We start from the raw sequence: 13,568 nt of genomic DNA, 5'->3' as shown, positions 1-13,568 counted from the left end.
AACGGCGGAGCGCCGCTAGATCCGGTTGATGATTTCGGCGAGCAGCTTGGAGATGCGGGGGCCGGCGGCCTGCCCGGCTTCCAGCACCTCCTGGTGGCTCAGGGCCACCGGGCTGATGCCCGCGGCGAGGTTGGTGACCAGGGAGATGCCGAAGACCTCCATGCCGGCGTGCCGGGCAGCAATGGCTTCCAGTGCGGTGGACATGCCCACCAGGTCTGCGCCGATGGTCTTGGCGTATCGGACCTCGGCCGGGGTTTCGTAGTGCGGGCCGGTGAACTGCGCGTAAACGCCCTCGTCCAGGGTGGGATCCACGCTGCGGGCCACCTCCCGCAGGCGCGGGGAGTACAGATTGGTGAGGTCCACGAACGTTGCCCCCTCCAGCGGGGAGGTGGCCGTGAGGTTGATGTGGTCGCTGATGAGCACCGGGGTGCCGGGCTTCCAAGCCGGGTTCAGGCCGCCGCAGCCGTTGGTCAGGACCATGACCTTGGCGCCGGCGGCGGCTGCGGTACGCACACCGTGCACGACGGCGCGTACTCCCTTGCCCTCGTAATAGTGGGTGCGTGCGCCCAGGACCAGGGCACGCTTGCCGTCGGGAGTGAGCACCGAACGGATGGTGCCGACGTGGCCCTGGACGGCAGGGGCGGAGAAGCCGGGGATGTCGGAGGCGGAGAGGGTGGCAGTGGTCTCGCCGATGAGCTCCGCTGCTTCCCCCCAGCCGCTGCCGAGAACCAGGGCAATGTCATGGGAGGGCACACCGGTGTGCTCGGCAATGTAGTCGGCGGCCTGCTGGGCAAGTTCAAATGGGTCGTTAGTCACACCTACAACCTACCGTCTTCACACGCTGGCCGGGTGCGGGGCTGGCGGCGCCGTTTGAGCGCCGTCACGGGATGGGACACAATAGAGCCTTGTGACGAGCCAACTAGATTTCACTGCCCGGAAAATTGCCATCCTCGGAGGTGGCCCCGGCGGCTACGAGGCCGCCCTGGTGGCCGCATCCCTCGGGGCGGACGTAACCATTGTCGAGCGGCAGGGACTGGGTGGCTCTGCGGTGCTCACCGACGTCGTTCCCTCCAAGACCCTCATCGCCACCGCCGATGTGATGACCCGCATGACTGCCGCCCGGAACCTGGGCGTTGAATTCGGCGATATTGCCAGCCCGGTCTTCGCTGACCTGAAAGTGGTCAACCACCGCCTGCTGGCGCTGGCCAAGGAACAGTCCAATGACATCCGCCGCACGCTCGAACGCGTGGGCGTAAAGGTAAAGATCGGTGCCGGCCGGCTGCTGAACAACACCACCATTGAGGTCACGGCCGACGACGGCACGGTCGAAACCGTCGAGGCCGAGGCCCTGCTGATCGCCACCGGCGCCAACCCCCGCGAGCTGGACACCTCCCTGCCCGACGGTGAGCGCATCTTTACCTGGAAGCAGATCTACAACCTCACCGAGGTGCCCGAACACCTGATTGTCATTGGTTCCGGCGTGACCGGAGCCGAGTTTGCCAGCGCCTACAACGGCCTGGGCACCAAGGTCACGCTCATCTCCAGCCGCGACCGGGTGCTGCCGGGCGAGGACGCGGATGCCGCCGTCGTACTCGAAGACGTGTTCCAGGCCCGCGGCATGACGGTGCTCAGCCGTTCCCGCGCCGATTCGGTGAAGAATACCGGCGACGGCGTGCTGGTCACCCTTTCCGACGGCCGCACCGTGGAAGGTAGCCACTGCCTGGTGGCCGTGGGCGCCATTCCCAACACCGCCGGCATCGGCCTGGAAGAGGCCGGGGTGCAGCTGGATGACCGCGGCCAGATCAAGGTCGACGGCGTCTCCCGCACCACGGCGCCGAACGTGTACGCGGCGGGCGACTGCACCGGCGTCTTCAACCTGGCGTCCGTGGCCGCCATGCAGGGCCGCATCGCCGTGGCGCACCTGATGGGCGACGGCGTGAAGCCGCTGAAGCTCAAGCAGGTTGCCTCAAATATCTTCACGTCACCGGAAATCGCGTCCGTGGGCGTTTCCGAAGCGGACGTTGCCGAAGGCCGCTACCAGGGCGACGTCATCAAGCTCTCGCTGCACACCAATGCGCGGGCCAAGATGATGGACGTCAAGGAAGGCTTCGTAAAGATCATTTCCCGCAAGGGCTCCGGCACCGTGATCGGCGGTGTGGTTGTGGGTCCGCGTGCTTCCGAGCTGATCTTCCCCATCGCGCTTGCCGTGACGCAGAAGCTGCACGTGGATGACCTGGCGAACACCTTCACGGTTTACCCCTCGCTCACCGGCTCCATTTCCGAGGCGGCTCGGCGCCTGCACGTACATATGTAGCGTTTTACGCTTCCCCATCCCGCGTCCGCGGCGGAGTATTCCGACCGCGGGCGCGGGTTTTTTGTGCCCGGAATATGACAAACGCCGAAACATTGTCCACTATCTGGAATCGAATCTCAGATAACGGACGCCGTTGCCTACGATGTGGATACTTCAATTCCTCTTGCGAAAGACTCCCAATGCCTACTACGAATCGTTCTGCGGAAGCGGTGCCGGCCAAGGCCAATTCGAAGAGCCGCGTGATCGTTGCCAGCCTGATCGGCACGTCCATTGAGTTCTACGACTTTTACGTTTACGCCACGGCTGCCGTCCTGGTCTTTCCCCGGCTGTTCTTCCCGAACGCGGAAGGCGCCACGGCCCTGCTGAGCTCGTTTGCCGTCTTCGGGGTGGCCTTTATTGCCCGCCCGCTGGGGTCGATCATCTTCGGGCATTTCGGAGACAAAGTCGGCCGCAAGGGGACCCTGGTGGTCTCGCTGCTGACCATGGGCATTGCCACCTTCCTGATCGGGTGCCTGCCCGAGGCCAAGGACGGGTGGGTCATCCTGGCGCCGGCGCTGCTGGTTGTGATGCGCTTCGCCCAGGGCCTGGCCCTTGGCGGGGAGTGGAGCGGCGCTGCCCTGCTGGCGACCGAGAACGCACCGGCCAACAAGCGCGCCGTCTGGGGAACATTCCCGCAGCTGGGCGCTCCCATCGGCTTCATCCTCGCCAACGGGTTGTTCCTGCTGCTGAGCTTCCAGCTCACCCCCGAACAGTTTGACCAGTGGGGCTGGCGCGTGCCGTTCCTGGCCAGCGCCGTCATGGTCATCATCGGCCTGTACGTGCGGTTGAAGCTGGTGGAAACCCCGGCGTTCCAGAAGGCCGTGGACTCCGGTGAAGTGAGCAAGCTGCCGCTGGGACGGGCGTTCCGCTTCAGTTGGCGGCAGATGATTGCCGGCACCTTCATCATGCTGGCCACCTATGTCCTCTTCTACCTGATGACTACCTTCACCCTCACCTACGGCACTGCGGCGAAGACGGAAGAGGCGGCACGCGCCGCCGCCGAGAAAGCCAACAAAGCCTTCGACCCCGAGACCTTCTCGGCGGGCCTGGGTTATGCCCGCAACGACTTCCTGATCATGCTGATTGTTGGCGTCGTGTTCTTCGGAATCTTCACCCTGGTGGCCGGGCCGCTGGCGGAGAAGTTCGGCCGCCGCAAGACCCTGCTGACCGTGACCGCGGGGATCTTCCTTTTCGGCTTCACCTTCGCGCCGCTGTTCTCCGGCGGCACCGTGGGGGTCATGACCCTGCTGATCATCGGCTTCACCCTGATGGGACTCACCTTCGGTCCGATGGGCGCCATGCTGCCGGAACTGTTCCCGACCAACGTCCGCTACACCGGCTCCGCCATTGCCTACAACGTCTCCTCGATCCTGGGTGCGGCCGTGGCACCGTTCATCGCCGTCGCCCTGTGGCAGGCCGCAGACGGCAGCCCGTGGCTGGTGGGTATCTACCTCAGTTCCATGGCGGTGCTGACCCTGGTGGCACTGTTTGTCACGAAGGAAACCCGCGACGTCGACTACGAGAACAACACCAGTGAGGCCGTGAAGGTCCGCTAGGCAGGCTCCGGCCGACAGCTGTTCAGCGGCAGGGCAAAGGCCCGGTTCCCCCAGGGGAGCCGGGCCTTTCCGTTGTGCTGTGTTGTCTCGCGCGCGGGCCTGTGTTGCCCTGGCGCGGGCCTGTGGGCCTGCGGGCCCGGGCCTAGTCGGCGATGGTGGCGATGACGGCGCCGGCGGACACGGTTGCACCGGGCACCGCCGTGAGTCCGGTGACGGTGCCGGACTTGTGCGCGGTCAGCGGCTGTTCCATCTTCATGGCCTCCAGGACGACCACCAGGTCGCCCTCCCGGACGGCCGTCCCGTCCTCCACCGCCACCTTGACGATGGTGCCCTGCATGGGCGAGGTCAGGTCATTGCCGGCTGCTGCCGCGGAAGCACCGCCGCGGGAACGCTTGCGGCCCTTGCCGCTGCTGCCGTTGCGGGCACCGTTGGACGCGCCGTTTCCGGCACCGCCCAGCCCGGCGGGCAGCACAACCTCAAGCCGCTTCCCGCCCACTTCCACGGTCACACGGCGGCGTTCGTCATCGTCGTTCGCTTCGCCCGCCTCACCGCTCCAAGCCGGCAGGGAGTTGACGAACTCGGTCTCGATCCAGCGGGTGTGGACACCGAAGCCGGTTTCGGAGGTGAAGGCGGGGTCGGCCACCACGGCGCGGTGGAAGGGCAGGACGGTCGGCATGCCAACGACGTCGATCTCCGCCAGGGCGCGGCGGGCACGCTGGAGCGCCTGGCTGCGGGTGGCACCGGTGACAATCAGCTTGGCGAGCATGGAATCGAAGTTTCCGCCCACCGTTTCGCCGGCCTCAATACCGGAATCCACCCGGACGCCGGGGCCGGTGGGCAGCTTGAACGCGGAGACTGTGCCCGGCGCCGGCATGAAGTTGCGGCCCGGGTCCTCGCCGTTGATGCGGAATTCAAAGGCGTGCCCGCGGATTTCCGGGTCCCCGTAGCCCAGGGCTTCGCCGCGGGCAATGCGGAACTGCTCGCGCACAAGGTCCAGTCCGGTGACTTCCTCGGACACCGGGTGCTCCACCTGCAGGCGGGTGTTTACTTCCAGGAAGGAGATGGTTCCGTCCGTGCCGACCAGGAACTCACACGTGCCCGCGCCCTGGTAACCGGCTTCTTTCAGGATGGCCTTGGACGCCGTGTACAGGCTGGCCGTCTGTTCCTCGGTGAGGAACGGGGCGGGCGCCTCCTCGACCAGCTTCTGGTTGCGGCGCTGCAGGGAGCAGTCACGGGTGGAAACCACAACGACGTTGCCGTAGGCATCGGCCAGGCACTGGGTTTCCACGTGGCGGGGAGCGTCCAGGAAGCGCTCAATGAAGCACTCGCCGCGGCCGAACGCCGCAGTGGCTTCGCGGACCGCGGAGTCGAACATCTCGGGGATTTCGGCGCGGGTGCGGGCCACCTTGATGCCGCGTCCGCCGCCGCCGAAGGCAGCCTTGATGGCCAGGGGCAGGCCGTGCCGGTCAGCGAAATCCAGCACGTCCTGGGCGGACTCGACCGGATCCGGGGTGCCGGGTACCAGCGGGGCGCCGACCTTGGCGGCAATGTGCCGGGCCTGGACCTTATCGCCGAGTGAGGAGATGGCGCTGGGGGAGGGGCCGATCCAAGTCAGGCCGGCGTCGATGACGCGCTGGGCAAACTCGGCGTTTTCGGAGAGGAAACCGTAGCCGGGATGGATGGCATCTGCGCCGGAGCGCGCCGCGGCGTCGAGGATTTTGTCCATGTCCAGGTAGGACTCCGCGGCGGTGCTGCCGCCCAACGCGTAGGCCTCATCGGCGAGGCGTACGTGCAGCGCGTCCCTGTCGGGGTCGGCATAGACGGCAACGGCGGCAAGGCCTTCATCACGCGCTGCGCGGATTACCCGGACGGCAATTTCGCCGCGGTTGGCAATGAGGACCTTGGTGAGTGCCTTGGCGGAGGTCGCGGCAGGCTCGGGGATGTTCTGGCTCATTGGTGCACTGGCTCCTTTTGATCTGTTCGGAGCCTAGCGCGGTTTTGTGGTCTCGGGCCATAATGCGTGCTGTTTCTGCGTGGGACGCAGCTGTTCGTTGTGGAGTTTCTACAAAGAACATGGTGCCAGTGAGGGTCGGTCCCGGCTGGGGCACCGGCGAGGGACTTCGGCGAGGGAGGATCCTTTGGGGACGGGTCTCGGGCCGGAGATTCGTCTGCGGGGTGCTCCACCGCCAACCCGCTGCAGCATGGGGACTGTTCCTCCCGCGGGGGAAGTCCTGGACTGGTTCCGCACCGGCGGACGCTTTTTGCCGCCCCGGAGTGCAGGGTGGAGTGGAATGGCTGCATGAGGTATCCGCGCCCCTTGCCAGTGGCTCTTAAACCCTTTACGTTGTCCGCCGCCAAAGCCCTCAGCATCCCCGAGGATCGACTCCGTGCGTCGGACATGAGAACGCCCAGCCGTTCCATTCGTGTGCCATTAGGCGGCCATTACACGTTGGCCGACAGGTGCCGGCCGTACGCTGACTTGTTGCCAGACGCCGTCGTAAGCCATGCCACGGCCGCCCGGCTCCACGGCATGGTGCTGCCGCGCCGCTTGGCTGAGGAACCGGTCATCCATTTGAGTCGGCCCCCGGGCAAAAGCCAATCCCGGCGACGCCACGTCGTCGGACATCGTCTGGTGCTCCACCCGGGTGAGATCACCAACATTCTGGGGTTGCCGGTCACCAGCATCGCCCGCACTTGGCTGGACCTTGGAGGCATGCTCACGCTGGAGGAGTTGATCATCTCGGGCGACCAAGTGGTGAGCGAGCATCATCGTAGTTTCGGCCCCCGCAGAGTGGCACGGGTGCCGCTGCCGGAACTGAAGCGTTACATCGAGGGGAAGTCCGGAATTGCGCATCTATCGAAGTGTCGGACAGCGCTTGGGCACCTGCGTGTCGGAGTTGATTCCCCTCCCGAAACCCGGCTTCGGCTGATGCTCGCGCACGATCCGCATCTGCCGGAGTTCCTTCCCAACGTGGCCATCTGTGATGTCGACGGCACACCGCAGGTATGGGTTGATCTGGGCTGCCGCAAGTTCCGGACCTGCTTGGAGTACGAGGGTGCCCACCACCTGACCCCTGAACAGCAGGCGAAAGACCATCACCGGGACCTTCTGGCGGCCGAATTGGGTTGGGTCCAGGTGAAGATCAGCCGGGCCGATCTGCTGCAAGGGGCAGGCTGGGTCCAAGCGAAAGTGCGCCGAGGACTGACGCTAGCCGGGTGGGAGCCTCCTCGGTAGGGCCTCCCAGGACCTGCTCGGTGACGTGCCGCCAGGCAGGGCTCGAGTGAGCAGATAACGGGGTATAGGAGCCCGGAAAAGCCCGGGATGTGCTCAGTAGATGGGGAGCGGTCCAGGGAAGCCCCGGCAGGTGCTCAGTAGACGGCGAGCAGGGCCGGAAAAGCCCGGGAAGTGCTCACCAGACCCAAGCCCCTGGCCCGGCCACCCGACCTACTTCCAGAGATCGATGATCCGCACCCCTGCGCTGGACAGCAGCTGGCGCAGCGTGGACACAGACAGCCCGACGACGGCGTGCGGGTCACCGACGACCCGCTCGATGAACGCGCCGCCCAGGGAATCGATAGTGAAGGAACCGGCCACCTGCAGCGGCTCGCCCGTGGCGATGTACGCCTCGATTTCCTCATCGGACAGCTTGGCGAAGTGCACCTCGGCGGAGCTGACCGCGCCGAGGGTTGCGCCGGACCCGTCCTCATCGGTGTCGCGGCAATCCACCAGCCAGTGCCCGGTGTGCAGCACCCCGGAGGAACCGCTCATGCGCCGGATCCGGGAACGGGCGACGTCGGCCTCCCACGGTTTGCCGTGCGCCTCGCCGTCGAACTCGAACACCGAGTCGCAGCCGATCACCAGGGCGCCGTCCGCCTCCGGCAGTGCGGCCACGGCTTCGGCCTTGGCGCGGGCCAGCAGCAGGGCGGTGTCGTGCGGGTCGGTCAGCCCGTAGCGGGCGGTGACGGCGTCTTCATCCACATCGGATACAAGGACCGTGTGGGCAATGCCGGCGTCGGTCAGCAGCTTGGTGCGGGCGGGGGAGGCGGAGGCCAGGATGAGGCTCAGGTTTGGGTTGGTCACGGCATCCAGCCTAGTGCCGGCGGAAGCCGCCGGGAAAACGCCGCCGGAGCCGGTTCAGCCAGCCCGGCCGGCCGTTAACGCAGCAGGGCCGCCCCCCAAGGGGACGGCCCTGCCAAAGCGGTGAACCTAGCTCCTGACACCCGCTCCGGGTACCTGGATGGCGGTTTGCTCCGCAGCGGTCCGCACCGGGTCGATCTGCTCCGAGTCGTCCGCAAACGGGTCGCCCTCGCGCTTGGCGTTGTACAGCTCGGCATCCAGCAGGCCGTTGCGCTTGGCCACCAGGGTGGGAACCACGGTCTGGCCGGCCACGTTGACCGCCGTGCGGCCCATGTCCAGGATCGGATCGATGGCCAGCAGCAGGCCGACGCCGGCCAGCGGCAGGCCCAGCGTGGACAGCGTCAGGGTCAGCATCACGACGGCGCCGGTGGTGCCGGCGGTGGCGGCTGAACCCAGCACGGAGACCAGGGCAATCAGCAGGTAGTCGGTGAAGCCGAGGTCAATGCCGAAGAACTGTGCCACGAAGATCGCGGATACGGCCGGGTAGATCGAGGCGCAGCCGTCCATCTTGGTGGTGGCGCCCAGGGGTACGGCGAAGGACGCATAGGCCCGGGATACACCGAGGTTGCGTTCGGTGACGCGCTGGGTCAGCGGCAGTGTTCCCACGGAGGAGCGGGACACGAAGGCCAGCTGGATGGCCGGCCAGGCGCCGGAGAACCACTGGCGTACGGACAGGCCGTGGCTCTTGATCAGTGCCGGGTAGACGCCGAACAGGACCAGGAAAAGACCGATGTAGATGGTCAGTGCGAACATGCCCAGGGAACCGATGGTGTCCCAGCCGTAGGTGGCCACGGCCGTGCCGATCAGGCCGACGGTGCCCACCGGGGCCAGGCGGATGATCCACCACAGCACCTTCTGGATCACGGCCAGCGCCGACGCGTTCAAGGCCAGGAACGGCTCTGCGGCCTTGCCGACCTTGAGGGCGGCGATGCCGACGGCGATGGCGATCACGAGGATCTGCAGCACGTTGAAGCTGACGCTGGTGCTCACGTCGCCGCTCTCGGCGACCTTGGAGCTGGCACCCAGGCCAAGGAAGTTGCCCGGGATCAGGCCGGTGAGGAAGCCCAGCCAGCTGCCCTGGCTGCCGTGGAAGTCCTCCTGGGCGACGTCGGCATTGTTACCCGGCTGCAGCACGGTGCCCAGCACCATGCCGATGACCACGCTGATCAGTGCGGTAAGGGCGAACCACAGCAGGGTCTGCCAGGCCAGCCGGGCCGCGTTGGAGACGGCACGCAGATTCGCGATCGAGCTGACGACGGCCGTGAAGATCAACGGCACAACGGCGGTCTTCAGCAACGAAACGTAGCTGGTGCCGATGGTGCTCAGGGTGGTGGTCAGCCAGTTCGGCTCGTCACCGTTGGAGCCCATCGACTTGGCCAGCAGGCCAAGGGCCAGGCCGGCGATGAGCGCAGCGATGATCTGCGGCCCGAAGGACGTTGCCCACTTGGGCAAACGCCGGGCGGGGGAATCAGGGGAGGAGGTCTGTGTGGTCACGGAGAAGACTCTAACGGCGGACCACTACCAGACCTGCCTTGAAGTTGCGAAATATTACGCCGGCCAAAACGGGTGCTTTGCAGGTAGCGCGCTGCAGGCCCGCGGCGTCCTGCGGAGAAAGGGCAGTGCCCCGGGGTATTCCCCGGGGCACTGTGACGAACCTCGCACTGGAGGAAGGAGCCGGAACCGGGTTAGTTCCCCAGCAGGGCCCGCCGCAGGGTGTCCAGGCCCACCGAGCCCAGCTGCAGGGCCCGGGTGTGGAAGGCCTTCTCATCGAAGGCGTCCCCTTCGCGGCTGCGGACCTCGTCGCGGATCTGCTCCCAGAGCCGCTGGCCCAGCTTGTAGGACGGCGCCTGGCCCGGCCAGCCGAGGTAGCGGGTGAACTCGAAGTTCAGCTGGCCTTCGCTGATGGTCAGGTTTTGCCTAAGGAAGTCGTAGCCCTTCTCGGCTGTCCAGGTGCCTTCACCCCAGCGCTCGGGAATATCCAGTTCCAAGTGGACGCCGATGTCGAAGACCACGCGGGCCGCGCGCATCCGCTGGGCATCAAGCATGCCCATCTTGTCGCCCGGATCGCTGAGGTAGCCCAGCTGATCCATCAGCCGCTCGGCGTACAGCGCCCAACCTTCGCCGTGGCCGGAAACCCAGCAGATGTTCCGCCGCCAGTCGTTGAGCAGCCCGCGCGCCGCCGTCGCCGTGGCAATCTGGAGGTGATGCCCGGGTACGCCCTCGTGGTAGACCGTGGTGGTCTCCTGCCATGTGGTGAAGGTGTCCTCGCCCGCAGGAACGGACCACCACATGCGCCCGGGCCGGGAGAAGTCATCGCTGGGGCCGGTGTAGTAGATGCCGCCCTCCTGGGTGGGGGCGATCATGCACTCGATCCGGCGCATGGGTCCGGTGATGTCAAAGTGCGAGCCGGCCAGGTCTTCCACGGCGCGGTCCGCCAGGTCCTGCATCCAGGACTGCAGCTCATCGGTGCCGTGCAACTGCCGGGCCGGATCCTCGTTCAGGATGTCCATTGCCTCCTGCACAGTGGCGCCGGGGCGGATCTGCTCCGCCACGGCTTCCTGTTCGGCGATGATGCGGTCCAGCTCTTCCACGCCCCACTGGTAGGTCTCCTCCAGATTGACGGAGGAGCCCAGGAACCGGCGGGACATTAGTGCGTAGCGTTCGGCGCCGACGGCGTCCTTCTCCGGCGCTGCGGGCAGCATCTCGGATTCCAGGAAAGTGGCCAGAGACAGGTACGCGCGGCGGGCGGACTCGGCGCCGGTGCGCAGCTCGGCCAGCAGTGACTCGGGGAGGTTTTCGCCGCCGGGCAGGGATGCGTTGGCGGACAGGGCGTCGAAGAACCCGCCGTCCTCGGCATAGGCGGAAGCCTGCTCGATGACGATCTTGACCTGCCGGCGGGCCGGCACCAGCGACTGTTCCAGTCCGCTGCGGAGGCTGGTGATGTAGCCCGCGACGGCGTCGTCGACGTTGTTCAGCCGGCCGGCAATGTGGTGCCACTGCTCCTCGGTATCCGTGGGCATCAAATCGAAGATGCTGCGGATGCCTTGGGCGGGGGAAGCGATGTTGTTCAGGTCCGACAGGTCCCAGCCGGATTCGTGGATCTCCAGGTCCAGGCCGAGGCGCTCGTGCATGGCGTCCAGGGTCACACGGTCGACGTCGTCCGCGGGTTCCAGGCCGTCCAGGCGGCTGAGCGTTTCCCGGATGGCTTCGGCGAAGGACTCCAGGCCTGCGGGGGAATAGTCGCCGTATTCGGTTTCCCGCCCCGGGATGCCCAGGGAGGTGGCAAGGGACGGATCCAGGTCGAGGAGGGTGGCGGTGTATGCATTGGCCACGGCGTCGATGGCAGTGGGCTGGCGCGCCGGCGCGCTGGCCGCGGTGGACATGGGCTCGGAAGATGATGTCTGTTGGCTCACAAAGGTAGCCTAACCGCAGAGGCGCCCGGCGGGCCTAATCGCCGTTCCGCAAGGGGGCTAACGGAAGCTGCGCCGCCAGGAGCCCGGCCCGGGGGTCGGCTCGAGCCGGAGCATCCGGCGCCGGGCCCAAATCCGGTGTGCCGGGCGCGGTGCCGGCAGCACTGCTTCTTCAGCCGCCAGCCCGGCGACGACGGCGGCCAGCGCCGCGAGCTCCTCGTCCGTGGGGTTGCCGACCACCACGGAGAGCAGGGGTGCGTCGGGGGCCGGCGCCTCGGGGAATAGGTCCGCGGTGCTCACAGCGGCATGTTCCCGTGCTTCTTGGCCGGCAGGGCGGCGCGCTTCTCGCGCAGGGCCCGCAGCCCGCGGATCAGCTGCAGCCGGGTTTCGGAGGGGGCAATCACGGCGTCCACGTATCCGAGCTGGGCGGCCTGGTACGGGTTGAGCAGCTCGTCCTCATACTGCTCGATGTACTGGCGGCGGACGTCTTCGACATCGCCCCCGGCGTCGGCGGCTGCCTTCAGCGGCGCCCGGTAGAGGATGTTGACGGCGCCCTGGGCGCCCATCACGCCGATCTGCGCGGTGGGCCAGGCGAGGTTGAGGTCGGCGCCCAGCTTCTTGGAGCCCATCACAATGTAGGCCCCGCCGTAGGCCTTGCGGGTGATGACGGTGAGCTTGGGGACGGTGGCCTCGGCGTAGGCGTAGAGCAGCTTCGCGCCGCGGCGGATGATGCCGTTGAACTCCTGGTCCTTGCCCGGCAGGAAGCCCGGCACGTCCACGAAGGTGAGGATGGGAATGTTGAAGGCGTCGCAGTTCCGGACGAAGCGTGCGGCCTTCTCAGAAGCGGCGATGTCCAGGGTGCCGGCAAACTGCATGGGCTGGTTCGCCACGATGCCCACGGTGTGGCCTTCGACCCGCCCGTACCCGATGATCACATTCGGTGCGTAGAGGGCCTGCATTTCCAGGAAGTGGCCGTCATCCAGCACGTTCTCGATGACGGCCCGGATGTCATAGGGCTGGTTGGCGGAGTCCGGGATGAGGGTGTCCAGGGCCAGGTCCGCCTCGGTGGGTTCCGGATCGGAGTCGAAAGCGGTCAGCGGTGCTTCGGCAAGGTTGTTGGACGGCAGGAAGTCCAGCAGTTCGCGGACGAACTCGATGGCGTCCTCCTCGTCCGAGGCGAGGTACGTGGACGTGCCCGTGGTGGCGTTGTGCTGGCGGGCACCGCCCAGGGTTTCCATGTCCACGTCTTCGCCCGTGACCGTCTTGATGACGTCGGGTCCGGTGATGAACATGTGGGAGGTCTTGTCCACCATAACGACGTAGTCGGTCAGGGCGGGGGAGTACGCGGCACCGCCGGCGGAGGGGCCCATGATCAGGGAAATCTGCGGCACCACCCCGGACGCATGCACGTTGTTGCGGAAGATGTCAGCGAACATGGCCAGCGACGCGACGCCTTCCTGGATGCGGGCGCCGCCGCCGTCGAGGATGCCCACCACGGGACAGCCGGTGCGCAGCGCGAATTCCTGCACCTTGACGATCTTCTCGCCGTTGACCTGGCTCAGGGAACCGCCGTACACAGTGAAGTCCTGGCTGTAGACGGCCACGGGACGGCCGTCCACAGTGGCGTAGCCGGAAACCAGGCCGTCGCCCAGGGGCTTCTTCTTTTCCATCCCGAACGCGGTGGAGCGGTGGACAGCCAGTGCATCGAACTCCACGAAGGACCCGGCGTCGACCAGCAAATCGATGCGCTCCCGGGCAGTGTGCTTGCCGCGGGCGTGCTGCTTCTCGACGGCGGCCTGTCCGGAGGGCAGCTCTGCCTCGGCCTGGCGCCGCCGGAACTCGGCGATCTTGCCTGCGGTCGTGTGCAGGTTCGTGTCCTGGTCGATGCTCAAGAAGGCCTCCGGGTGCCGGTCGAGTAGCGCGGGAACCTTCCGGCGGGAAGGGCCGTGCTGGGCGTTAAGTAGGTTCCGCACAAAATGCGTGCGGTTTACGGGGTGTGGTTTACCCAGTCTAGTGAGCGCCTGCACCGGGACTGAGTGTAGAAATCCTACAATTTCGCGTCCCGGTGCTTGGTCCGGCGCAAATGTGGGCCGACATGCGGACACGATGTT

General features: G+C 66.6%; 10 protein-coding genes. 3 read left to right on the top strand and 7 right to left on the bottom strand.

Annotated elements, in window-relative coordinates:
* Positions 1-15: 15 nt before the first annotated feature.
* Positions 16-816: a purine-nucleoside phosphorylase gene (locus LOC57_RS15145; RefSeq protein WP_229960740.1), complete on the bottom strand. Its 801-nt coding sequence runs from the start codon at positions 814-816 to the stop codon at positions 16-18.
* A 91-nt stretch (positions 817-907) separates the two neighbouring features.
* Here LOC57_RS15145 and LOC57_RS15140 point away from each other — a divergent pair, with 91 nt between their 5' ends.
* Together LOC57_RS15140 and LOC57_RS15135 are read left to right on the top strand one after the other, a co-directional pair.
* On the top strand, positions 908-2,314 hold the full coding sequence (locus LOC57_RS15140; protein WP_227914180.1) for an NAD(P)H-quinone dehydrogenase: 1,407 nt from the start codon (positions 908-910) through the stop codon (positions 2,312-2,314).
* A gap of 179 nt (positions 2,315-2,493) precedes the next feature.
* Entirely contained in the window at positions 2,494-3,909 is a 1,416-nt protein-coding gene (locus tag LOC57_RS15135) for an MFS transporter (protein WP_227914181.1), read from the top strand.
* A gap of 142 nt (positions 3,910-4,051) precedes the next feature.
* Here the strand turns inward: LOC57_RS15135 and LOC57_RS15130 are convergent, their stop codons facing one another.
* The gene (locus LOC57_RS15130; protein ID WP_229960738.1) at positions 4,052-5,863 is read right to left on the bottom strand and encodes an acetyl/propionyl/methylcrotonyl-CoA carboxylase subunit alpha; all 1,812 of its coding nucleotides are present in this window, start codon (positions 5,861-5,863) and stop codon (positions 4,052-4,054) included.
* Positions 5,864-6,391: 528 nt separating this feature from the next.
* On the opposite strand from LOC57_RS15130, the gene LOC57_RS15125 reads away from it, so the two are divergent.
* Positions 6,392-7,144: a hypothetical protein gene (locus LOC57_RS15125; protein WP_229960736.1), complete on the top strand. Its 753-nt coding sequence runs from the start codon at positions 6,392-6,394 to the stop codon at positions 7,142-7,144.
* Between the two features lie 210 nt (positions 7,145-7,354).
* Here LOC57_RS15125 and LOC57_RS15120 read toward each other — a convergent pair whose 3' ends face one another.
* The 5 genes from LOC57_RS15120 to LOC57_RS15100 all read right to left on the bottom strand — a co-directional run bounded on the left by LOC57_RS15120 (position 7,355) and on the right by LOC57_RS15100 (position 13,349).
* Positions 7,355-7,990, bottom strand: coding sequence for a Maf family protein (locus tag LOC57_RS15120; RefSeq protein ID WP_227927009.1), 636 nt, complete (start codon positions 7,988-7,990; stop codon positions 7,355-7,357).
* Between the two features lie 126 nt (positions 7,991-8,116).
* Positions 8,117-9,541: a dicarboxylate/amino acid:cation symporter gene (locus LOC57_RS15115; RefSeq protein ID WP_227914185.1), complete on the bottom strand. Its 1,425-nt coding sequence runs from the start codon at positions 9,539-9,541 to the stop codon at positions 8,117-8,119.
* 191 nt (positions 9,542-9,732) lie between these two features.
* Positions 9,733-11,430, bottom strand: a complete 1,698-nt coding sequence (locus LOC57_RS15110) for a DUF885 domain-containing protein (protein WP_227914211.1) — start codon at positions 11,428-11,430, stop codon at positions 9,733-9,735.
* Positions 11,431-11,517: 87 nt separating this feature from the next.
* Positions 11,518-11,757 (bottom strand): acyl-CoA carboxylase epsilon subunit, encoded by a 240-nt coding sequence (locus LOC57_RS15105; protein ID WP_229960734.1) that lies wholly within the window; start codon positions 11,755-11,757, stop codon positions 11,518-11,520.
* Positions 11,754-13,349, bottom strand: coding sequence for an acyl-CoA carboxylase subunit beta (locus LOC57_RS15100; RefSeq protein ID WP_227927011.1), 1,596 nt, complete (start codon positions 13,347-13,349; stop codon positions 11,754-11,756). The genes LOC57_RS15105 and LOC57_RS15100 overlap by 4 nt, the downstream gene beginning before the upstream one ends.
* Positions 13,350-13,568 lie beyond the last annotated feature (219 nt).

This window comes from Arthrobacter sp. zg-Y750 (assembly GCF_020907365.1).
Taxonomy (GTDB): domain Bacteria; phylum Actinomycetota; class Actinomycetes; order Actinomycetales; family Micrococcaceae; genus Arthrobacter_B.
This window is presented reverse-complemented; position numbering and strand designations above follow the sequence as displayed.